The 21,471-nt window shown below is 70.5% G+C and carries 14 protein-coding genes; 5 read left to right on the top strand and 9 right to left on the bottom strand.

All coding sequences use genetic code 11. The annotated features are described in order from the left end of the window. Positions 1 to 156: 156 nt before the first annotated feature. The 8 genes from ACZ6QQ_RS02765 to ACZ6QQ_RS02730 form a co-directional block, all read right to left on the bottom strand. On the bottom strand, positions 157 to 2,736 hold the full coding sequence (locus ACZ6QQ_RS02765; RefSeq protein WP_465873749.1) for a pectate lyase family protein: 2,580 nt from the start codon (positions 2,734 to 2,736) through the stop codon (positions 157 to 159). 224 nt (positions 2,737 to 2,960) lie between these two features. Next, a complete protein-coding gene (locus ACZ6QQ_RS02760) occupies positions 2,961 to 4,583 on the bottom strand; it encodes a pectate lyase family protein (protein ID WP_465873747.1) in 1,623 nt (540 codons plus the stop codon). Positions 4,584 to 4,680: 97 nt separating this feature from the next. Then, entirely contained in the window at positions 4,681 to 6,030 is a 1,350-nt protein-coding gene (locus ACZ6QQ_RS02755; protein WP_465873745.1) for a pectate lyase family protein, read from the bottom strand. A gap of 239 nt (positions 6,031 to 6,269) precedes the next feature. Further along, entirely contained in the window at positions 6,270 to 7,556 is a 1,287-nt protein-coding gene (locus tag ACZ6QQ_RS02750; RefSeq protein WP_465873743.1) for a Gfo/Idh/MocA family protein, read from the bottom strand. Continuing rightward, positions 7,553 to 9,076, bottom strand: coding sequence for a mannitol dehydrogenase family protein (locus tag ACZ6QQ_RS02745; protein WP_465873742.1), 1,524 nt, complete (start codon positions 9,074 to 9,076; stop codon positions 7,553 to 7,555). The genes ACZ6QQ_RS02750 and ACZ6QQ_RS02745 overlap by 4 nt, the downstream gene beginning before the upstream one ends. Then, positions 9,067 to 10,362, bottom strand: coding sequence for an enolase C-terminal domain-like protein (locus ACZ6QQ_RS02740; protein WP_465873740.1), 1,296 nt, complete (start codon positions 10,360 to 10,362; stop codon positions 9,067 to 9,069). Before ACZ6QQ_RS02740 ends, ACZ6QQ_RS02745 begins: the two co-directional genes overlap by 10 nt. Beyond that, complete coding sequence (gene uxaC / locus ACZ6QQ_RS02735) at positions 10,359 to 11,792, bottom strand: glucuronate isomerase (protein WP_465873739.1); 1,434 nt, start codon at positions 11,790 to 11,792, stop codon at positions 10,359 to 10,361. Before uxaC ends, ACZ6QQ_RS02740 begins: the two co-directional genes overlap by 4 nt. A 19-nt stretch (positions 11,793 to 11,811) precedes the next feature. Then, positions 11,812 to 13,140 (bottom strand): Gfo/Idh/MocA family protein, encoded by a 1,329-nt coding sequence (locus tag ACZ6QQ_RS02730; protein ID WP_465873737.1) that lies wholly within the window; start codon positions 13,138 to 13,140, stop codon positions 11,812 to 11,814. A gap of 299 nt (positions 13,141 to 13,439) precedes the next feature. On the opposite strand from ACZ6QQ_RS02730, the gene ACZ6QQ_RS02725 reads away from it, so the two are divergent. The 5 genes from ACZ6QQ_RS02725 (at position 13,440) to ACZ6QQ_RS02705 (ending at position 18,623) form a co-directional block, all read left to right on the top strand. Then, positions 13,440 to 14,582, top strand: a complete 1,143-nt coding sequence (locus ACZ6QQ_RS02725; RefSeq protein ID WP_465873792.1) for a LacI family DNA-binding transcriptional regulator — start codon at positions 13,440 to 13,442, stop codon at positions 14,580 to 14,582. A 19-nt stretch (positions 14,583 to 14,601) separates the two neighbouring features. After that, positions 14,602 to 15,954, top strand: a complete 1,353-nt coding sequence (locus ACZ6QQ_RS02720) for an ABC transporter substrate-binding protein (RefSeq protein WP_465873735.1) — start codon at positions 14,602 to 14,604, stop codon at positions 15,952 to 15,954. Positions 15,955 to 15,988: 34 nt separating this feature from the next. After that, positions 15,989 to 16,972 carry a carbohydrate ABC transporter permease gene (locus tag ACZ6QQ_RS02715; RefSeq protein ID WP_465873733.1) on the top strand — a complete coding sequence of 328 codons (984 nt, stop codon included), beginning with the start codon at positions 15,989 to 15,991 and terminating at the stop codon, positions 16,970 to 16,972. Continuing rightward, positions 16,972 to 17,859: a carbohydrate ABC transporter permease gene (locus ACZ6QQ_RS02710; protein WP_465873732.1), complete on the top strand. Its 888-nt coding sequence runs from the start codon at positions 16,972 to 16,974 to the stop codon at positions 17,857 to 17,859. Before ACZ6QQ_RS02715 ends, ACZ6QQ_RS02710 begins: the two co-directional genes overlap by 1 nt. Positions 17,860 to 17,969: 110 nt before the next feature. Then, on the top strand, positions 17,970 to 18,623 hold the full coding sequence (locus tag ACZ6QQ_RS02705; RefSeq protein ID WP_465873730.1) for a hypothetical protein: 654 nt from the start codon (positions 17,970 to 17,972) through the stop codon (positions 18,621 to 18,623). 10 nt (positions 18,624 to 18,633) lie between these two features. Here the strand turns inward: ACZ6QQ_RS02705 and ACZ6QQ_RS02700 are convergent, their stop codons facing one another. Next, the gene (locus ACZ6QQ_RS02700; RefSeq protein WP_465873729.1) at positions 18,634 to 21,288 is read right to left on the bottom strand and encodes an Hsp70 family protein; all 2,655 of its coding nucleotides are present in this window, start codon (positions 21,286 to 21,288) and stop codon (positions 18,634 to 18,636) included. Between the last annotated feature and the right edge of the window lie 183 nt (positions 21,289 to 21,471).

The following is a 21,471-nucleotide window of genomic DNA, read 5'->3' as shown; positions in this document are numbered from 1 at the left end:
CCCGCCACCCGTCACCGTCCCCCCAAACCTCGGGTCGTCCCCCCCCCGCTGTTACCCCCCTCCCCCCCCCCTTGCCTCCCCCCCCCCCCCCCCCCCCCCCCCCCCTGCGGCCCCCCCCCCCCCCCCCCCCCCCCCCCCCCCCCCCCCGCCGTACGGTCAGGGGTTGATTCGGCCGGCGCCGGCGCCGGCGGTGACGATCGACTTGACGTTGGCCGCCGGATCCGTGCTGTACGAGTACGGGATGGCGACGACGTCCCCGGCGCTCTCGGGGGCACCGGAGTTGACGAAGAAGTTGTTGCGCTGGACCAGGTCACCCGGGTCCGACTCGGCGTAGCCGACGGCGGTCGGCCGGATCACGTTCTCGAAGTAGTTCCCCTCGACCAGGACGCCCGCGCCCATGGTGGACGCGACGCCGTAGTCGGCGCCGACGTAGTAGTTGTTGAACACGTGCACCGGGTCACCGAACCGGACCCGAGGGTGCCGTTCCTTGCTGCCGTCGAACCAGTTGTGGTGGTACGTCACCCGCAGCTTGCCGATGTCGGCGGTGTGCCCGTCGTCGTGGCCGAGCAGCATGCTCTTGGTGTGGTTGACGACCCGGTTCCAGGAGACGGTGACGAAGTCGGACTCCCGCTTCACGTCGACGGCGCCGTCGTAGCCGGCGTCGAAGGTGTTGTGGTCGATCCAGACGTTCCGCGAGCCCTGCACGTTGATCGCGTCGTCGTCCCAGCCCCGGAAGGTGAGGTTGCGGATGATGACGTTGGTCGCGGAGCTGACGTTCAGCCCGTTGTCCAGGGTCGCGTTGGTGCCGACGCCGAGCACGGTCTTGTTCGACCGGACGTCGTTCATGGTGTCGGGCATGCTCAGCGAGCCCTGCACCCGGATGGTCAGCGGCGACGACGACTCCAGGGCGTCGGCGAGCGCCTGCCCGGTGGTGACCGTGACGGTCGCGCCGCCGGCACCGCCGGTGGTGCCGCCGTTCTGCGCGGCCCAGCCGATCAGGCCGGTCTGCGGCGGCCCGGTCGGCGGGGGCGTGGTGGCCGGCGGGGTGGTGGCCGGGGGCGTGGTCGCCGGCGGCGTGGTGGCGGGCGGGTTGGTCGGGCCGCCGGGCAGGCCGACCTTGCCGACCCCGGCCTGCGCGGTCACCACGGCCTTGGTGTCGCAGGCGGTGCCGATGGTGTACGGGTACGGCGGGTTGGTGACGCTGCCGCCGGTCTGTCCCTCGCCCGAGTTGACGAAGCAGTTGTTCCGGGCGACCAGTCGACCGTCCCCGGACGAGGCTTCACCCAGGTGGTAGGGGTCGTCGACGTTCTCGAAGTAGTTGCCCTCGACGATGACGCCGGAGTCCTCGGTGGCGGCGACACCGTAGTTGCCGGTGTTCAGGTAGTAGTTGCTGTAGACGTGCACCTGGTCGCCGAAGCGGACCCGGGGGTTGCGCTGGTTGGTGTTGTCGAAGAAGTTGTGGTGGTAGCTGACCTTCAACCGGCCGACGTCCTGGGCGGCGTTGCCGTCGTCGTGGCCGAGCAGCATGTTCTTGTCGGTGTTGTCGGCGTGGTTGTACGAGACGGTGACGTAGGACGAGCCGCGCTTGACGTCGACACCACCGTCGACGCCGGTGGTCCAGGTGTTGTGGTCGATCCAGATGTGGTGCGAGAACATCTGCACGTTGATCGCGTCGTCGGCCCAGTTCCGGAAGTTCAGGTTCCGGACGATGACGTTGTGGATCGCGTTCGCCGGCGGTGCGGTGATCGCGTTGTCGATCGGCAGGCCGATGTTGAGCCCGCCGCCGGTGAAGCCGGAGTTCGCGCCGAGGCCGACGATGGTCTTGTCGGAGCTGACCTCGTGCATCGGTCCGGGCAGCGCGATCAGGCCACTGACCTGGATGATCTTCGGCCCGGCCGAGGCCGCCTCGGCGATGAACTGGGCGGCGGTGGTGACGGTGACGGTCGGGCCGCCCGCGCCGCCGGTGGTGCCGTTCTGGCCCCACGCGTCGACCGAGGCCCAGCCGTCGGCGACGTTGCTGCCCGGGTTGCCGGGGTTGCTCGGCGTCGGCGTCGGGGTGGTCGGGGTCGGTCCCGGCGTGGTCGGGGTCGGGGTCGGGTCGACGCCGCCGGCGGAGACCACCACGTTGTCGAAGTTGGCCGAGGCGTTGAACGTGGCGACGCCGATCCGGCCGGTGGCGTACTGGCTGTCGGTGCCCTCGGCGAGCAGGGTGCCGTTGACGTAGCCCCGCAGCGAGCTGCCGTTGACGTCGAGTTGCAGCGTGTACGTGGTGCCGACGGTCACCGTGAGGGTGCCGGTGTCCAGGGTGGTCGAGGAGCCGCCGGAGAGCCGCTTGAGTTCGACCGTGTTGTTGCTGCGCAGGGCCAGGTAGTAGTAGCTGGTGCTGCTCTGCACCCGGGCGAGCAGGGCGACGAACCGGTTGGAGCCGTTGAACGCGGTCGGCTTGACCGTCGCCTGGACCGAGTAGTTCGTCCAGCTCGCCGTACCGGCGATCGAGCGGGCGTCGCTGCTGGTGCCGCTCTGCCGGTAGACCCGGCTGCCGTCGGTGGCGACCGACCAGCTTCCGCCCGAGGGCGTCCAGCCGGTGGAGTTGCCGTCCTCGAAGTCGTCGGAGAAGAGCGTCGCGGCGTAGGCGGTGGCGCCCATGCCGAGGGCGAGGGCGACCGCGGCGACTGCGGCGCCGATCGCGATCAGGAGACCTCGGCGATGTCTGCGCCGGGTTTCGGTGGTTTCCACTGAACCTCCTTGTGGCTATCCGCCCTGGTAGACGAATAGATTGATAGGTATCGATCTTTGTGGGCAGGGTTCGCCCCGTGGAAAGAGCGGTGCCACCCCACTCGGATCGAACGGCGCCACACCGGGAGGGGCACGGGAGAACCGGGCTGACTCGCCCGTACCCGCTCCCGGCGCGCACCGTGGGGCACGGCCGCCGTACGTCTGACGGCCGCTCCCGACGGCCGTCAGAGGCCGATCTTGCCCGTGCCGGAGCCGGCCATCACGACCGCCTTGACGTTGAACGGATCGGTGACCGTGTAGCTGTAGTAGGTGCTCGGCTCCTGCACCGTGCCGCCGGAGTCACCCGGCTCGCTCGTGCCGACGAGCACGTTGTTCCGGGCCACCAGCCGGCCGCGCGATCCGGCGTAGCTGATCGACCACGGCACCTCGACGTCCTCGAAGTAGTTGCCCTCGACGACGCAGCCGGAGTTCATCTGGCAGGCCACACCGACATCGGTGTTGTAGACGAAGTAGTTGTTGAACACGTGCACCGGCTCACCGAACCGGACCCTCGGATTGCGCTGCGGCGTACGGTCGAACCAGTTGTTGTGGTACGTCACCTTCAGGTAACCGACGTCCTGCGCCGCGTTGCTGTCGTCGTGACCGAGCAGCATGTTCTTCGTGTGGTGGTGGGTGTGGTTCCAGGAGACCGTGACGTAACTGGCCCCCCGCTTGATGTCGATCAGGCCGTCGTAGCCGGTCGACAGGTCGTTGTGGTCGATCCAGACGTGGTGCGAGTGCGACTGCACGTTGACCGCGTCGTCGACTGTGTTGCGGAAGTTCAGGTTCCGCACGATGACGTTGTGCACGGCGTTGGCCGGCGGGCTGGTGGCGTCGTTGGACGGCAGGCCGATGTTGAGCCCGCCACCGGTGATCCCGGAGCTGGCGCCGACCCCGACGATGGTCTTGTCGCTGGTCACGTCGTGCATCGGACCGGGCAGCGCGATCATGCCGCTGACCCGGATGTTGAGCGGGCCGGACTGGCCGATCGCGGCCAGCAGCTCGGACGGGGTGTCGACGGTCACCGTCGGGCCACCGGCTCCACCGGTGGTGCCGTTCTGCCCCAACGCGAACACCCCGGCGAACCCGATCGGCGGGGCGCCCGGATCCAGCGGCGGCTCGGTCGGCGGCAGCGTCGGACCGGTGGTCGGGCCGGTCGTCGGCGGGGGCCCGGTCACCGTGGCGACCTCGACGTCGTCGAACGAGGCGCTGGCGTACGAGGTGGCGAGCCCCGCCCGGCCGGAGCTGAAGCCGCCGTCGGTGGCCTCGACCGCCAGGTTGCCGTTGACGTACCCGCGCAGCGAGCTGCCGACGGCGTCCAGCCGCAGGGTCGCCCAACTGCCGACCGGCACCGACGCCGAGCCGGTGCCGAGCGCGACCGGGTCGCCACCGGCCCGCTTCACCAGCTGCACCACGCCGCCGCTGGTCACCACGAGGGCGTAGTAGCTGCTGCTGCTCTGCGCGCGGGCGACCACCCCGACGTGCCGGTTCGCGCCGTTGTAGCCGGTCGGCTTCACCCGCGCCTGCACGCCGTAGTCGGTCCAGCTCGGCTGGCCGACCAGGGTCCGGGCGTCGCTGCTCTGGCCGGACTGGCGGTAGACCGACGAACCGTCGGTCACCACCGACCAGCTGCCACCGGACTTCGACCAGCCGTTGGAGTTGCCGTCCTCGAAGGTGTCCGACAGCAGCGTGTCGGCGAACGCGTACGGCATCCCGTAGGTGACCGCGGCGACGCTGAGGGTGCCGGCGGCGACCGTCGCGGCCAGCAGCCGCCAGGTCGGTCGTCCCCGGGTCCGGATCGATTTCACAGTGGGCCTCCTGTGGGTGGTGGAACGGGGTTGGGTGGTGCGGGGTCGGGGGGGCGGGGAAGGGCCCACCGGGACGAGCGGGCCCTTCCCCTCGTGGTCAGACCGGGAGTCGGTCGGCGCCGGCCAGGAGCGTCACGGCCAGCGGGACCAGCGCGGCGGGCAGCGGCGGAGTGGAGCGCAGGGTGGGGGTCCAGCCGGAGTCCGCGCCCAGGTCCGGTTCGTGGGTGCTGTTGTACGCGTCGAGCAGGCTCGTCGGCCGGGGCCAGCCGCCATCGGTACGGACCCAGCTGCCGCGCTCGGTGACGGCGGTGCCGCCCCAGTCGTAGAGCAGGTCCTCCGCCGCGATTCCGTCGGAGAGGCCGAAGAAGTTGTTCTCCGCGTACAGGGCGGACTGGACGCCGGCGCCGAGCGCGTACTGGAAGTCGTCGCCGGTGAGCTGGTAGTGGTTGTTGTAGAGGTCGACCTGGCCGAACCGCACCCTCGGCAGGCGCTGGAGGGTGCCGCTGAACAGGTTGTGGTGCAGGGTGACGTTCAGCCGGCCGACGTCCGGACCGACGGTGTTCGACGAGCCGATCAGCATCACCTTGTCGCGGTCGGTGAACCGGTTGTAGGAGACGGTGACCCGGCTGGCGGTGTGGGTGATGTCCAGCGACCCGTCGTGCACCTGGTACGGCCGACCGAAGTAGACCGGCTGCGCCGAGTCCGGGTTGTCGCCGTCGGTGAAGGTGCTGTGGTCGACCCAGACGTTCTCGCTGCGGCGTACCGAGATCAGGTCGAACTGGGAGTTCCAGTTGCCGTTCTCGCCGTCGGTCGGCGCCCAGGCCGGGAAGCAGTCGCGGGCGTCGTCGAAGGTGAGGTTGCGGACGATCGAGTTGCCGGCGCCGTCGAGCATCAGGGTCAGCCCGGTCAGCGTGGCCCCGCGCAGCCCCACGATGGTGGTGTTCGGCCCGACGTTGATCTGCGTGTGCCGGGTCTGGTTCGCCACCGACCGCACCCGGGCCGCCTCCAGCGGTCCGCTGGGCGCCACCCGCCCCCACACCGCCGGGTCGTACGCGGCCAGATAGGCGGGCAGGCTGTATTCCGGATCGGCCAGGTCGGTGCAGTCCAGCAGGGTCCCGTCGGCGGCTTCGAAACCGTCGATGGTGCCCCGGACGTAGATTATCTTCGGGGTGGCGTTGGTACGGTTGGTGGAATTGTCACCGCCGAGCGCGGCGACCAGTTCGGTACGGCTGTCGACCACGTGGATCTGGTCTTCTGCGGCGGCCGAACCGCCGGTGGTACCAGGTCCGGCGGCGGCCCAGCCGTCATTCGCCGGCACTGCCTGCCGGCCCAGCAGACGGGCTCCCCAGGACAGTCGGTCATCGGATCCACCAGCGGTTACGGCCGTTCCCGGCACTACCGCCAGCGAGATCCCCACCAGTACGGCGGTCAACCTGATCAGTCGCATCTGCACTCTCCGCGTCTGCCTGTCGATTCGCGGTTCCGTAACGTGTACGAAACCTGTCCACAAACAGACGGTAAGGATTCGCAGTCATGAGAGTCAATGCGCTGCGTGTGCAGTTATGTTGCAGAGAATGCGGGCAATATTAATTGCCTCGGCCGCCCGCCGGCCGAGAAGTGGGTATTCGGTCCGATTCCTACCGCACGGCTGTTCCCATAGTTTGCAGCCGGTTTTCCGTACGCCGCTCAGCCATTGCCAGTCTCCTCGCCCAGCGTCACCCGGTACGGCTGCACCGCCCACGGCACACCCAACTCGAACAGCAGCGCGCCGGACTCGGCAGCCTGCCGCAGTACGCCGTTCACCCCCCGGATCGACCACGCCCGGTCCGGCGGCTCACCCCTACCGAGCACGGTGTCGCCGCCGAGCAGGGTCGGCTCGGGAGCCGCGTGGATCGCCTCGATCAGGGTGGTGAAACCCGCCGTCCGGTCCAACGGCACCAGCAACGGCACCCCGTCCGGGTCGGCCCGGTGCTCCAGCAGGTTCGCCAGCAGCCCCACCCGACCGGGGACCTCGCGCGGCTCCGGGTCCCCCGGCAGCAGCAGCCGGTCGGTCGGATACTCCAGCACCGCCCGACCCGCCGTACCGTGCACGATCACCTCGCCCGGGATGAACTCCTCCCCGGCCAGGGTCACCGCCGCCACCACCCGCAGCCCGCCACGCAGCGTCACCCGCAACGATGCGGTGTCGTCCACCTCGATCGGCCGGGTCCGGTACCGCTCCAACTCGACCAGCACCGGCTCCGCCGCCCGTTCCTCCGGCCCGACCGACACCGCAGCTGGCCGGACCGCCTCCGCAGCCGGTTCGGCCGCTGCCGCGACCAGGTCCGCTGGGACGGCGGCGGCGACCGCGAGGCACTGCATGACCGCGTGTGCCAGCGGGTTGACCAGCGCGCCGTCGAGCACCGGGTGCCCGTCGAGGCTGCGCCGACCGGCCCACGGGGAGCGGGCGTAGTAGGCGTCGGTGCGCTGCCAGGAGGCGACCGTGGAGATGCCGGTGACCGTACCGAGGCGACCGGCGGCGACGGCGGCGAACAGTTCCACCAGGGCCGCCGAGCCGAGCGCCTGGAAACCGACCTGGACCGCCCTGCCCCGCGCCGCCCGTGCCAGCGTCCGGTGCTCGGCCAGGCTCAGCACCGGTGGCTTCTCCAACAGCAGATCGGCCCCGGCCGCGAGCACGTCCAGGGCGATCGGCAGGTGCGTGTGCGGCGGCGTACAGACGATCACCACATCCGGGCGGACGGCCCGAAGCATGTCCCGGTGGTCGGTGAAGACCTCCGCTGTCCCGGCGCCCTCCGCGTCCGGCATCGGCTCCACCGGACGTACGTCGACCAGGGCAACCAGCTCCAGCCGACCGGCGGCGCCCAACTCGGCGATGACCTGCCGGTGCCACCGGCCGTGGCCGCTGGCACCGATCAACGCCACCCGGGGCGGCCCGGAACCCGTCCGGTCCCGCCCGTTCGCGACCCCGGTCACGTCGCACCCGCCAGGGTCGCCTCGACCCCGTGCCGGTCGAGCGCTGTCAACCACTCCAGCACCAGTTCACGGACCTCCTCGTCGGCGGCGAGTGCGGCCGGGAAGACCTCGGTCAACCCGAACAGCGCCTCGACCACCCCGGCCGGGGTGCCCCGGCCGGCGGCGAGCGCCGCCCGGATCCGGTCGGCGAGCGGGTCGTCCAACGGCAGCGGGGTGCCGTCGTCGGCGCGGCCCTGGACGAACCGCATCCAGGCGGCGACCACCAGGGCCGCGTACCGGGGCGAGTGCCCGGCGGCCCGCAGGTCGACCATGGTGTGCAGCACCCGCTGCGGCAGCTTCTGCGAACCGTCCATCGCCACCTGGATGGTCCGGTGCCGGATCACCGGATTGGCGAACCGGTTCAGCACCTGGTCGCCGTACTCGACCACGGAGACGCCGTCCGGCGGGCTGAAACTGCGGGCCACGTCCTGCGCGATCAGCCGGTGCAGCACCTCGCCCAGACCCGGGATCTCCAGCGCGTCCGCGATCGTCTCCCGCCCGGCGAGCGCACCCAGGTACGCGATCGCCGAATGCACCCCGTTGAGCGCCCGCAGCTTCAACCGCTCCCACGGACCGGCGTCGTCGGTCAGCACCGCCCCCGCCCGCTCCCAGGCCGGTCGTCCACCGGGGAACTCGTCCTCGATCACCCACTGCCGGTACGGCTCCGCCGCCACCGCGGCCAGGTCGGTGAAGCCCAGCGCCGCCTGCGCTGCGGCCAGCGTCGACGGGGTGCTCGCCGGCACGATCCGGTCCACCATGGTCCCCGGATACGTCACGTTCGTCCGCAGCCAGTCGGCGATCCGCTCGGCCCGCGCCCCGTTCGCCCCGTTGCGCCCACCGGCGGTCCCGGCCAACGCCAGCGCCTGGCCGACCAGGCTGTGCAGCCGTTTGCCGTTCGACGGCAGGTTGTCGCAGCTCACCAGGGCCAGCGGGCCCGCTTCGGCGACGGCTCGGGCAAGCAGCCCCCGGACCAGCAGGCCGGGCACCGTACGCGGGGCCCGGTCGGTGGTCAGGTCAGCCGTCACCTCGGCATCCGGCAGCAACGTGCCGGTGGCCGGATCCAGCTGGTACGCCTTCTCGGTCACCGTCAACGTCACCACCCGGATCGCCGGGTCGGCCAGCAGGGCCACGATCGCCGCCGGGTCGCTGGCCGCGTGTCGTACGCTCGCGAGCGCCCCGATCACCTGGGTCTCGCTGCCGGCGCCGGAGAGCGTGGTGACGCTGAACAGGCAGTCCTGCGCGGCGAGTCGGTCGACCACCTCGGTGCTGCGCGGCGCCACCCCGACGATGCCCCAGTCACCACCGGCCCGCGCGACCGCCTGCTCGGTGTAGACCGCCTGGTGGGCCCGGTGGAAGGCGCCGAGGCCCAGGTGCACGATCCCGGCCGGTACGGTGCCGGGCCGGACCAGCGGGCGCGACGATTCCGGCAGCCGGCGCAGGACACCGAGCCCCAGCGGCGACGCGCCGACGGTCACCGCCATGCCGGGCCGTCCGGGAAGCTGAACTCGGCGATCGAGTCGGGTTTGATGGTGGCGCTGTAACCGGGCAGCTCGGGCAGCAGGTACCGGCCCTCGCGGGTGCGTACCGGGTCCTCGAAGTGCTCGTGCAGGTGGTCGACGTACTCGACCATGCGGCCGTCGAGCGAGGTGCCGACCCGCAGGTAGTCGAAGATCGCCAGGTGTTGGACGTACTCGCAGAGGCCGACACCACCGGCGTGCGGGCAGATCGGCACCCCGAACCTGGCCGCCATCAGGATCACCGACAGCACCTCGTTGACCCCGCCGATCCGGCAGGCGTCGATCTGGCACACCCGGATCGCCTCGGCCTGGAGCAGCTGCTTGAAGATGACCCGGTTCGCCGCGACCTCGCCGGTGGCCACCCGGATCGGCGCGACCGCGCGGGCGATCCGGGCGTGCCCGAGTACGTCGTCCGCGTGCGTCGGCTCCTCGATCCAGTACGGCTCCACCTCGGCCAGCCGTTCCATGTTGGCGATCGCCTCGTCTACGTCCCAGACCTGGTTGGCGTCCATCATCAGCAGCGCGTCCGGGCCGATCTCCTCCCGGATGATCCGGGCCCGGCGTACGTCGTCGTCGATCGGCCCGCCGACCTTCATCTTCATCGCCCGCCACCCGTCGGCGTACGCCGCCCGGGTCAGCGCCCGCACCTTCTCGTCCGGGTAACCGAGCCACCCCACCGACGTCGTGTACGACGGGAAGCCGCTCTCCTCCAGCTCGGCCAGCCGATCCTTCAGCCCGACGAGTCCGTTGTCGAGGATGGCGGTGGCCTCGGCCGGGGTGATGGCGTCGCTGATGTGGTGGAAGTCGACGCTGGCGACGAGTTCCTCGGTCGGCAGCTCGGCCAGCAGCCGCCACATCGGCTTGCCGGCGAGCTTGGCCCGCAGATCCCAGACGGCGTTGACCAGGGCGCCGGTCGCCATGTGGATGACGCCCTTCTCCGGGCCGAGCCAGCGCAACTGCACGTCCGCGCTGAGCGAGCGCCAGAATCCGACCGGTGAGGCGTTGATCTCCTCCACCGTGCGGCCGACCACGTGGTGGGCCAGCGCTCGGATGGCACCGCAGGTCAGCTCGTTGCCCCGGCCGTTGGTGAAGGTGAAACCGGCGCCGAAGACCCCGCCCGGGTCGTCGGTGCGCAGCTGCACGTAACTGGCCGAGTAGTCGCCCCGGTTGATCGCGTCGGAGCCGTCGCCGGCCGCCGCGGTCGGAAACCGTACGTCGTGCACCTCGGCGGCGGTGATGGTCACCGTCATCGTTGCTTCTCCCCGATCTTGAAGACCCGCTTGGGCAGGTGGTACGCCAGGTCGACGATGGTCTCGGCGGCCTCGTCCAGCGGCAGCCGCTCCTCGGCGACCAGCCGGGCCAGGAAGCCGGCGTCGATCCGGCGGGACACGTCGTGGCGTACCGGGATCGAGCAGAACGCCCGGGTGTCGTCGACGAATCCGGCGGTGTTGTAGAAACCGGCGCTCTCCGTGACCGCCTCCCGGAACCGGCGCAGCACCTCCGGCGAGTCCAGGAACCACCACGGCGCACCCAGGTAGAGCGCGGCGTAACCGCCGGCCAGCGGGGCCAGCTCGCGGGTGAAGGTGTACTCGTCCAGGGTGTAGACGACCACCCGCAGCCGGGGGTCGTTGCCGTACGCGTCGAGCAGCGGGGTGAGCGCGTGCAGGTACTCGGTGGCCTGCGGGATGTCGCCGCCGACGTCGCGCCCGTGCCGGTCGTACAGCCAGCGGTTGTGGTTGCGTACGGCGCCGGGGTGCAGTTGCATCACCAACCCGTCCTCGATCGACATGGCGGCGAACTCGACCAGCATGTGCGCCCGGAACGCCTCGGCGTCCTCGGGTGTGGCGGTGCCGGCGCGACCGCGCTCGAACAGGGTCGCCGCCTCGGCCGCGCTCAGCCGCAGGGTCAGCGCGGTCGGGTGGCCGTGGTCGGTGGAGGTGGCTCCGGCGGCGATGAACGCCTGCCGGCGTACCCGCAGGGCTTCGAGGTAGCCGGCGTACGTGCCGGTGTCCGTGCCGGCGATCTCGCCGAGCCGTTCGACGTTCTCGGCCCAGCCGTCGAACTCCATGTCGACCACGTTGTCCGGGCGGAACGTGGTGATCACCCGACCACCGGGTCCGCCCCAGCCGTCCGCCGCCAGCTTGGCGTGCCGGCCGAGGTCGTCAAGGGGCGACTCGGTGGTGGCCAGGGTCTCGATGTTGAACCGCTCGAACAGCGCCCGGGGCCGGAACGCCGGCTCGGTCAGCCTTGCCGCGATCTCGTCGTAGATCTCGTCGGCGGTGGCCGGGCCGAACGCGGTGGTCACCCCGAAGACCTGGCGGAAGGTCTGTTCCAGCCAGAGCCGCGACGGGGTGCCCCGGTAGAGGTGCCAGTGCGCGGCGAACCGACGCCAGATGGTCCGGCCGTCGGTTTCCACCGGCGCCCCGTCGACCGTGGGTACGCCCAGGTCGGCCGGGGGGATGCCCTGGCTGAGCAGCATCCGGGTCAGGTAGTGGTCGGGAACGATGATCAGCCGCGCCGGATCGGGGAACGGCGCGTCCTCGGCCAGGATGGCCGGGTCGACGTGCCCGTGCGGGGAGATCAGCGGCTGGTCCTTCGCCAACGCGTACAGCTCCCGCGCGATCGCCCGTTGGCCGGGTTCGGACGGAAGGAGCAGGTCGGCTCCTGGTAGTGGCGGCACGGAAGCTGGCTCCTCTTGGTCAGGCAACGGTGAGCAGGTCGGCAACGCGGACCGGCTGGCCGGTCTCGAAGGAGCGGTTCGCCGCCAGGCCGGTGAGCAGCGCGAGCGCGCCGTCGCGGGCGGTGGCACCGCGGTCCATCGGGTCGGGGTGCCCACCGAAGAGCACCCCGGTCATCCGTACGTCGGCACCGCCGTGACCGGTACGGGTGTAGCCGGACACCGGCACCTGCCGGGCCTGCTCCCAGAACGGCCGGACGGTCAGTTTCGCCCAGCCCTCCTCGATCGCGGCCTGTACGCCGTGCAGCGCGGCGCCCTTGAGTTCGCCGGCCGCGTACGGGCTGACGAAGTCGCTCTCGACGACCTCCAGTTCGAGCCGCCCCTTGCTGCCGTTGACCATCACCCGGTAGCCCTCCCACGGCGCGTACGCGGTCAGGTGGTAGGTCATGGTGGCGCCGTTGGAGTATTTCGCCAGCACCGACATGTCGTCCTCGATGGTGACGCCGGGGGCGAAGACGTTCTGGTCGCGGTGGTAGCCGTCCTCGGCCTCGGCGTCCAGGTAGAGCGCCCGCAGCCGGGGGTGACTGGCCAGGTGCAGGGCGAACGGGTCACCGGCGGCGGCCGGGGAGCCGTGCGCCCGCTCGTAGTCGCGGGCGTAGCCGTGGCGCCGGCCGGTCTCGCCGTAGAAGAAGAGCCGGCCGGAGGCGTAGACCTCCTCCGGTACCGCGTCGAGCCACCAGTTGACCAGGTCGAAGTGGTGGCTGGCCTTGTGCACCATCAGGCCGCCGGAGTTGGCCTTCTCCCGGTGCCAGCGCCGGAAGTAGTCGGCGCCGTGGCGGACGTCGAGCAGCCACTCGAAGTGGACCGAGCCGATCTCGCCGATCTCACCGGCGGCGAGCACCTCGCGGACCTTCTCGTGCAACGGGTTGTAGCGGTAGTTGAACGCCACCGAAACCTTTCGGCCGGTCTCCGCCACCGTGTCGAGTATCCGCTGGCAGCGTGACACGTCGATGGTCATCGGCTTCTCGGTGATGACGTCGCGACCGGACCGGAGCGCGGCCACGATGTACTCGTCGTGGACCCGGTCGACGGTGGTCACCAGGACCACGTCTACCCGTTCCTTCTCCAGCATCGTGGTGTAGTCGACGGCCGGGTAGGTCGGCACCGAGTCGAAGCCGAGTTCCTCCAGCCACTCGTTGTGCGCGTCCATCCGGGCCTGGTTGACGTCGGCGAACGCGACCAGCTCGGCGGTGGCGGGGTGGTCGAGTACGAGCGCGCGGACGAACATCTCGGCTCGCGCGCCGGTGCCGACGACCGCGTAGCGAAGTCGCTTTCCGGGTTCTGTGGGCATCCCGCTCGCCTCCGTGTGACTGCGAAGACCGGTGTGCGGCCTCGATGTGACTGCAAAGGTTTGCAGCCGAAGTAACCATGTGAAGACATCCGCCGTCAACGATCGACGAGAAACCGGCGTATTTTCTCCATATTTGCGAAGGTATGACGGCATCGAAGGCCGCCCGCCGCAACAAACCCGTAACCAGGACCCGTTGACACCTGAGCAACCGTTTGCATTAATTGGCGACACCCAATGTGATGACGAGCACAACCGTCGGCCACCGCACCCCGGCCGGCGTGGAGAGCGAAGGGACCCGCGTGCCAGCCACCATCCGAGACGTCGCACGTGCCTCCGGCGTGCACATCTCCACCGTGTCCCGCACGTTCTCCGCCCCGCACCTGGTCAACCCGGAGACTCGTCTCCGGGTACTGGCCTGCGCCGAGCACCTCGGCTACCGACCCAACCGCGCCGCCCGTGCGCTGATCACCGGGCGTACGCACAACATCGGCCTGATCGTCGCCGACATCGCGAACCCGTTCTTCCCGCCACTGATCAAGGCGGCCGAGAGCCAGGCCCGGCACCGCGACTACCACATCTTCGTGGCCGACACGAACGAAGACCCGACCGCCGAAGAGGACCTGGTCCACGCACTGGCCAAACAGGTCGACGGCATCCTGCTGTGCAGCCCCCGGATGAGCAACAGCCTGATCGAACAGCTCAGCCGCGAGGTGCCGCTGGTGGTCATCAACCGCCAGGTGACCGGACTACCGGCGGTGGTGATGGACGTCGGCCAGGGAGCCCGGCTGGCGATCGAGCACCTGACCGGACTCGGGCACCACGAGCTCGCCCTGCTCGGCGGCCCGCGCGGATCCTGGACCAGCCGCGAGATCCGCCGGGCGGCCACCGCCGCCGCCCGTTCCGCCGACGCGGCGCTGACCGTACTCGGACCCAACCCGCCCACCGAGGGCGGCGGCATCGCCATGGCGGAACAGGTCCGCCGGGCGGGCGTCACCGCCGTCCTCGCCTACAACGACCTGATGGCGATCGGCCTGATCGAAGGGCTCGACTCGCTCGGCATTCGGGTGCCCCAGGAGGTCAGCGTCGTCGGCATCGACGACATCGCCCTGAGCCGACTGGTCCGGCCGAAATTGACGACGGTGGCCACACCAACCGCGGCCGCCGGCCGGACGGCCGTCGACATGCTGCTCCAACACGACAGTGCGGCCGCCCACCGCAACCGGGGTGGGAACAGGACCGTCGCGGCAGACGACCGTCGTACCACCGCACAGGTAATGCTCCAGACCGAATTGGTCATCCGCGACTCGACGGGGCCCCGCCCACCGGCCGTTCCCGGCCGGACCAGCCCCGCGGCCACCACCACAACCGCTGACCCGGGTCCGCACAGCCCTGCGGACCCGGGCAACGCGGCCGCGGTCAACCCCGAAGCTGTCGCCTCCTAACGCCAAGGAGTGAGCGCACATGCACCCCGCAACACCCCCGATGGCGGACGAACGTGCCGCGCATGATCACCGTACCTCGATTTCCCGTCGCGGTCTGGTCCACCGTCTGGTGGCCGCCGCCGTCGCCCTACCGCTCCTGCTCGGCGCCGCCGCCTGCGGCGACGATGAGGAAGCGGGTCCTGCCGCCCCGGACGCCCCGGTCGAGTTGTCGGTCTTCTGGTGGGGCGGTGAGGCGCGGGCCAAGCTCACCGAGGATGCCCTCGCCCTCTACACCAGCAAGCACCCCAACGTGACGTTCAAGAAGACCTGGCAGGCCAACCAGGGCTACTTCGACAAACTCGCCACCCTCACCGCCAGCGGTGACGCCCCGGACATCTTCCAGATCGACGACAACTTCCTCACCGAGTACGCCTCGCGCAACGTCACCCTGGACCTGACCAAGTACAAGGACGACAAGAAGCTCGACGTCACCAAGCTCCCAGAAAGCCTCTGGCAGTACGGCGTCGTCGACGGCAAGCTGGCCGGCATCGCCGGTGGTGAGAACACCCAGGGGCTGGTCTACAACAAGACCCTGTTGCAGAAGCACAACCTGCCCGAGCCGACCACCGGCATGAGCTGGGCGGACTTCATCACCTGGGCGGAGAACGTCTCCAGGACCACCAAGGTCCCCGGCACGATGGACCCGAGCGCCGACTACAAGGCGTTCTGGGTCTGGCTGCGCCAGCAGGGCAAGGACCTGTACCAGGGCAAGGAACTCGGCTTCACCGCCGGCGACGTCACCCAGTGGTTCGACCTGTGGAAGGGCGCCCGCGACCGTGGTGCCACCCCGACCGCCGACGTGATCCACGAGGGCAACGCCACCGACATCACCAAGCAGCTGGTGGTCACCGGCAAGGCCGCGACCTCGTTCGTCTGGGCGAACCAGCTGCCCGAGCTGAAGAAGGCCACCAAGGACGAGTTGGGCGTGGTCGCCTACCCCGGTGACCCGAGCGCGCAGTGGGCGCGGGCCTCGCTCTACTACTCGGTGTCGCGCAGCAGCGAGCACAGGGACGTCGCGGTCGACGTACTGAACTTCCTGGTCAACGACCCGGAGGCGGGCAAGATCCTCGGCACCGACCGAGGACTGCCGTCCAACCTGGACGTACGCAAGGCGGTCAGCGAGGGAGTCACCGACCCGGCGATGAAGCTCTCCATCGACGTGGAGACCGAGCTGGCGACCAAGTTCGGCAAGTCCCCGCAGGTGCCGCTCAAGGGGCACAGCAAGATCCGGGCCGAGCTGATCAAGGCAGCCGAAGAGGTCCAGTACGGCCGCCAGTCACCGTCCCAGTCGGCTGGCGCGTTCCTGGAGCTCTGCAAGACCGCGATCGCCTGACGATCGGCCCGACATTTCCGAGAGGAGCCGGCTCGTGGCGCTGACCACGGCGCCCAGCTCGACTCCGCGCACCACCGGCCCCGTCCGGACCCCCGCCGCCCAGCGCGGGTCCGGACGGATCTGGCAGCGCGAGAGTCTGGCCGGGTACGTTTTCCTGTCGCCGTGGCTGATCGGCCTGATGGCCATCACGGCGGTCCCCATGCTTCTGTCGCTCTACCTGAGCTTCACCAACTACGACATCCTCACCCCCTGGTCCGAGATCGAATGGGTGGGGCTGGCCAACTACGAACGGATGTTCACCAGCGACGCGTCGTACTGGCACGCGGTCGAGGTGACGCTCTCGTTCGCGTTGATCGCCGTACCGCTGAAGCTGGCCGCCGCCCTCGGCGTCGCGCTGCTGCTCAACCGTGCCTGGCGCGGCGTCGGGCTGTTCCGGGGTCTGTTCTACCTGCCCTCACTGCTCGGCGGCAGCGTGGCGCTGGCGATCGTCTGGGTCAGCATGTTCAACCGGGACGGCGCGTTCAACTCGTTCCTCAGCCTCTTCGGCATCGAGGGCAAGCCCTGGGTCAACGACCCGGACTGGGCCCTGGAAACCCTGATGGTGCTGGCCATCTGGCAGTTCGGCGCACCGATGGTGATCTTCCTGGCCGGGCTCAAGCAGGTGCCGACCGAGCTGTACGAGGCCGCCTCGGTGGACGGGGCCGGCAAGATCCGGCAGTTCCTCAGCGTCACCCTGCCGATGCTCTCACCGGTCATCTTCTTCAACCTGGTGCTGGAGACGATCAACGGATTCCAGGGCTTCACCTCGGCGTTCGTGCTCAGCAACGGCACCGGCGGGCCGGTCGACTCCACCCTGATGTACACCCTGAACCTCTACATCAAGGGCTTCGTCGACCTGGAGATGGGCTACGCCTCGGCGATGGCCTGGGTCTTCCTGCTCGCCATCGCCGTCATCACCGTCGTGCTGTTCAGCACGGGCCGGTTCTGGGTCCACTACTCCGACGGGGAGGACCGCTGATGGTCACCGAGACCATGACCCCCACCCCGGCGGTCGCGCGGCGCCGCAGCGGCACCGGCCGCCACCTCGGCCGGCTGCTCATCCTGGTCGCGATCCTCGCGGTCGTGCTCTACCCGCTGTTCTGGATGATCGGTACGTCGGTCAAGTCGCCCCAGGAGATCGTCAACAACATCGGGCTGCTGCCCCGGGAGTTCACCCCGGGCAACTACCCCGACGGCTGGAGCAACTTCGACGTCAGCTTCGGCCGCTTCTTCCTCAACAGCGCCATGGTCAGCCTGCTCACCGTGCTCGGCAACGCGATCTCCTGCCTGCTCGCCGCGTACGCCTTCGCCCGGCTGCGCTTCCGGCTGCGCGGCTTCTGGTTCGCCATCATGATCGGGACCCTGCTCCTCCCCGGCCACGTGCTGATCGTGCCGCAGTACATCCTGTTCCGGACCTTCGACATGGTCGGCGGGCCGTGGCCGTACCTGCCACTGGTGGTGCCGCAGTTCCTGGCCACCGAGGCGTTCTTCGTCTTCCTGATGGTCCAGTTCATCCGGGGCATCCCCCGCGAGTTGGACGAGGCGGCGAAGATCGACGGGGCCAGCCCGTTCGGCATCTTCCGGCACGTCATCCTGCCGCTGAGCCGACCGGCCCTGGTCACCACCGCGATCTTCTCGTTCATCTGGACCTGGAACGACTTCTTCCGGCAACTGGTCTACCTCTCCGACCTGGACGACTACACCGTGCCGGTGGCGCTCACCCTGTTCATCGACTCGACCAGCCAGAGCGCGGTCGGCCCGATGTTCGCCATGTCCGTACTCTCCCTGCTTCCGGTGTTCCTCTTCTTCGTGGCCTTCCAGCGCATGCTGGTAGAGGGCCTCAACACCAGCGGCCTGAAGGGGTGAATCGGAGGGTCACGGCGGGGCCGATCGGTGGTCCGACGGAGCGGTGCCGGTAGTCGGTGGGCAAGGTACCTCGTCGCGGTCGGGCAGAAGACCTGGATGGAGTGATGGTGGTGGCGCAGGTGGCTCGGGGTGGAGCGGGGTGGCCGGAGGAACCGGGCGGGTCGGTGGCCCGGCGTCCGGACTGGCGCGACACCCTGCGCAACGCCAGCGACCTGGCCCTGGTCGGCATCCTCACCACGGTGGCCTCGCTGCCGGTGCTGACCGCGGGTGCCGCGGTCGCCACCGCCAGCGCGGCCGTTCACCACTGGAGCGAACAGGACAGCTGGCCCGGATTCCGTACGCTGCTGCGCGGCTTCGTCCGTGGTCTGCTGCCCGGTGCCGCCGCCACCGTGATCGCCGGTGCCGCCGCCGCCCTGTTCACGGTCAACCTGCTCGCCCTCGGCCGGGGCGTCGTGCCCGGTGGCCCGGCCCTGATCGTCATCACCGCCGTGCTGGCCGGGGCGGTGGCCGGTCTCGCCGGACTGACCGTGGTCCAACTCGGTCGGCTCGGCGGGACGGGCTGGCGCGACGCCGTCCGGCAGGCCGGGCGGATCGCCGTCGCCCGGCCGGTCGTACCGCTCGCGCTGGCCGGGGTGCTGGCGCTGGTGGCCGTACTCTGTGGGCTGGTCCTGCCCCTGATCACGCCGATCCTGGCCGGCTACACCCTGCTCGCCCTGCACGCGACCGTACGCCGGATCGAGCGGACCGGTTCCACCGGCCGCTGAGCCCGGTCGATCAACCCTGCACGAAGGTCCGGAAGAGCAGTGCCGTCTCCCCCGGACAGACGATCACCGAGCTGTTCCAGGAGCAGGCCGACGGCCGTACGTCCCGCAGCTCGCCCAGCTCGACCGGGGTCGCCGAGCTGACCCGTACGCCGGCGACGCTGACGTCGACCGTCGCGGTGGAGAGGTCGTCGGCGAAGAGCAGCAGGTTGCCGCCGTCGAGCCGCACCCCGACCCCCTCCCGGCCCAGCGCCTGGCTGCCGTCCGGGCGGAACAGGGTGCTGACCTCCGGCGAGCCGCCCCGGACCAGCACATGCTCGCCCACCGCCACCAACGTCTCCGCCTTCGGTACGGGCCTGCGCCAGATGTCCTCACCCTGCGCCCCGTCGCTCTCCTTCGACCCGATCGACACCAGTTCGGTCGTCTCGATGTCGAAGTTCGCCCGGTCCAGCAGGCACACCCGGTCCCCACCGCAGGCCACCAACCGGTCCGGATAGTGCCGCTCGGCGGCCGTGTGCAGGGCCGTCGGCTCCCCCATCCGCTCCAGGTCGTACATCATCACCCGGTAACCGCTCTCCTTGGGCGTGACGTACAGCCGACCGTCGTGGGCCGCCACCAGGTCGGTGTAGTCGGCCACCCCGTCCTTCGACCTGAGCACCTCGCCGCTGTTCACGTCGATCACCCGCGCCGAGCGGTTCGCACCGATCTGCACGATCCGGGGCTTCGTCCCACCGACGGGGGCCTGCCTACCCTCCACGTTCGCCGCCCGGCCCAGGTCCTCGGGCACGGTCACCGGGTAGACCGAGGTCGGCGCGTTGCCGTACGTGTCCTGCGGGCTGGGCTCGTCCCAGCGCTGCTTGCCGTTGCCCAGGTCGAGCCCGACCACCTTCTTCTCGACCCGGTCCACCAGCACCAGCGTCCGGTCGAAGTACAGCACCGAGTCGTCGCCGTGGATGGTGCGCCGCCACATCTCGTCCCCGTCGGCCGGGTCCAGCACCACCAGCTCCCGCGAGTCGGACGCGGTCACCTCGTCGGTGAGCAGCACCAACCCGCGCGGCAGGGCGGTGACGCGGTCCCACCGGTCGGCGGCCACCTCCGTCGTGACCTGCCACTCCCGGCTGGCGGTGCTGGCCTTCGCGGCGATCACCTCCAGCCGCTTGTCCTCCCGCTGGTAGGCGACGTAGGCCCGGTCCCCGGTCAGCCCGGTCCAGCTGTAGTACGGCCGCTCCGCGCCCAGCGGAATCCCCGCACCGACATCGCGGAAGTTGTCGAACGCGATGTCCGAGTACCCGTCCCGGTTGAGGTAGACAACCGCCGCCGTCACCACCCCCGCCAGCGCGAGCACGGCGCCCGCACCGACCAGGACCGCCCGCCGCCGCCGACCACCCGCCCGACCCACACCCCCCGCGTACGCCGAACCACCCGCCCCCGCCGCCGGCCCACCGGAAACCGCCGCCCCGGAAACCGGAACCGCCGCCCCCACCACCGTGACATCCGCCGCCCCCACCACCGTTTGGGCAGTCGCCGAAGCCGAAGGTTGAATCGCCAGCTCGGCCAAGGCCCCCTCGGCCACCGGCAGCTCCGGCTGCTCCAGCACGGTCGGCGCCACACCCAGCTCGGCGTGCAGCAGGCGGGCCACCAGCGGCACCCGGGACGACCCACCGACCAGGAACAACCCGGCGAGCTGATCCGGCCTCAGTCCACAGTGGGCGATCACCGAGGACGCCTCGAAGACGGCGCGTCGCAGCAGCGGAGTGGCCAGCCGTTCGAACTCGTCCCGGGTCAGGTGCACCGCCTGTTCCAGGCCCGGCACCGCGATCGGCGCGACCGTCGTACGGGAGAGCATCTCCTTGGCGCCGCGTACGTCGTCCCAGAACTGTCGCCGGTTACGCCACCCACTGGTGTTCTCCGGGTGGGAGAGCTGCCGCCACAGCTCCGGCTGCCCGGCGGCGACGAGCCGTCCGAGATGATCCACCAGCACCGCGTCCAGATCGAGCCCACCCAGCTCCGGCAACCCACCCGAGCCGATCACGGCGAACCGGGACCGTCCACTCCGGTCGGGCCCCTCGTTGCGTACGACCGCGACGTCGAGCGTCCCGCCGCCGAAGTCGAAGACGCCGATCGCCGCGCCCACCGGCACCGGGCGCCGCAACACCTCCGCGAAGTACCGTGCCGCCGCCACCGGTTCCGCCACCAGCACCGTCCCGCCGCCGGCCGTACCGTCGACCGCTCCGACCGGGGGCCACCCGGCCCGAGCCACCGCCGTGGCCAGCGCACCCCGGCGCCGCGCACCCCAACTCGCCGGGTACGTCAGCGCCGCCGGTGGCAGGAAGCCGACTGCCTCGACCGCCGCCTGCGCCACCGCCCGCAACAACCCGGCCAGCAGGTCCACGGTCGCCACCTCGGCATCACCGAGCAGCACACCCGGCTCGTCGATGCGCCGCTTCGGGTTCGGGTCGTAGCGCCCCGGATCGGCCTGGGCCAGCCGCTGCGCGTCCCGCCCCACGTGCAGCAGACCGGCCCCGTCGAGGAACACCCCCGACGGCATGATCGGCTGCCCGTCGAAGAGCAACGGCCGGGTACGCCCGTCCGGCCAGCGCAACACCGCCACCGTGTTCGACGTACCAAGGTCGACGCCGAGCGCGTAGCCGCCGTCCTGCCCTGCCATCTACCGACTCCTCCGGGGCCGAGGAAACCAACCGGCCCCGAATGCTACGGCCACCGCGCGACCCCATGATCCCAGCCGCCACAGGGGTTGGGGGGGGGGGGGGGGGGGGGGGGGGGGGGGGGGGGGGTGGGGCGGGGGGGGGGGGGGGGGGGGGGAGGGGGTGGGGGGAGGGGGGGGAGGGGA

The sequence above is a fragment of the Micromonospora sp. NPDC049529 genome (assembly GCF_055586685.1).
This window is presented reverse-complemented; position numbering and strand designations above follow the sequence as displayed.